Origin of the sequence: Pedobacter sp. HMWF019 (assembly GCF_003061025.1) — a bacterium.
Classification (GTDB): Bacteria; Bacteroidota; Bacteroidia; order Sphingobacteriales; family Sphingobacteriaceae; genus Pedobacter.
On the sequence record NZ_QAIL01000529.1, the window covers coordinates 1 to 1166 of the forward strand.

Genomic DNA, 1166 nt, shown 5'->3' on the forward strand with positions numbered 1-1166 from the left:
CCTTATTTCTATTGTAACTAATCTATTACGATACTATGTAGTCTCAAATTCAAATTCTGGACTTCTTCCCGTCAATCTGACAAACTCTCCGGGAGTAATTCCAGTTTGCTTCTTAAATTCTGAGAAGAATACACTTCTGGATTTGAAACCAGCATCAATCCCAACAGCTTCTATGGTGAGGTGTTTCCATTCATCTGCTTTAGCTAATTTTTCCTTTACGTAATTAACTCTCAAACTATTAACGAATTTTGTGAAGCTTTTGTTGTAATTATTCTTTAAAAGAAAGTTAAGTTGAGCAATAGGAATATTTGATTCCTTGGCCAGTTGTGCGAGGGTGACGTTTTTTTGACGAAAGCTCAAGTGTTCTGCAATATGTTCTTTTAATTTAGTACAGGCATTTGTCCATTGTGATTGATCTTGCTCTGCTTCTAATTCTTTTTTGATCCTGATGAGTGTTTCTGGCCGAATGTCCAGATAGCTTGCTTTGTGAGCGAGAGGAATCCGGTGGATATGGTCTGGAATATAGGATTGAAGATATAGATATTTTTCTTTTGCCGTATTTAACCGGGTCATATTAGAACGTTCGTGAGCACCTTGAAAATAATTTTCAAAGATTTTACGCAGGACGATATTCGATTCCGGGAAGCGGTCATACATTTCCTGCATATCATTAGCATGCAGGGCCAATAGTAATGCATCCTCTACAGCATGTACGGTGTCCTCGGAAGGTACATAACCATACATTCCTGCCACTGAAGTTACGAAATTGCCATCGGTTACAATAAAAGTAGTCAGTTCTTTATTATTTCTGTTGGTGGTGGCTACTAATATGCCATTGACCAGGAAGTAGAAATAATAACAATGTTCACCCTGTTTCATTAAGAACTCATCCTTCTCCAGTTTTACAGTTTGGACTCTGGCAATAATTTCATTTTTGAGCCCCTCACTTAGTGGATGGAAAGAAGATAAAGCTGCGATCAATTGTTCAATTGCTACAGGATCATTTGCGGTTTGGAAGGTTGATTCAGATGGCATGAATTTTTAAATACAATAAGACGAAAAGTATTTGTAATCAAATTGTTATGCAATATAGTGTTAATATTAATTGATAAGATATTAATCGTGTTAAAATTGGATTAAAATTTTGGAAAATGTAAATATTATTA

Annotated in this window: 1 protein-coding gene; it reads right to left on the reverse strand. The window is 35.6% G+C overall.

Going from position 1 to position 1166, the window contains the following annotated elements:
* Positions 1–33 precede the first annotated feature (33 nt).
* Positions 34–1035 (reverse strand): helix-turn-helix domain-containing protein, encoded by a 1002-nt coding sequence (locus tag DBR11_RS26370; protein ID WP_108555552.1) that lies wholly within the window; start codon positions 1033–1035, stop codon positions 34–36.
* Between the last annotated feature and the right edge of the window lie 131 nt (positions 1036–1166).

What these genes read in the sequence shown, in the direction of transcription:
- DBR11_RS26370 (WP_108555552.1), bottom strand. Translation starts at nt 1,035, where the DNA reads ATGCCATCTGAATCAACCTTCCAAACCGCAAATGATCCTGTAGCAATT.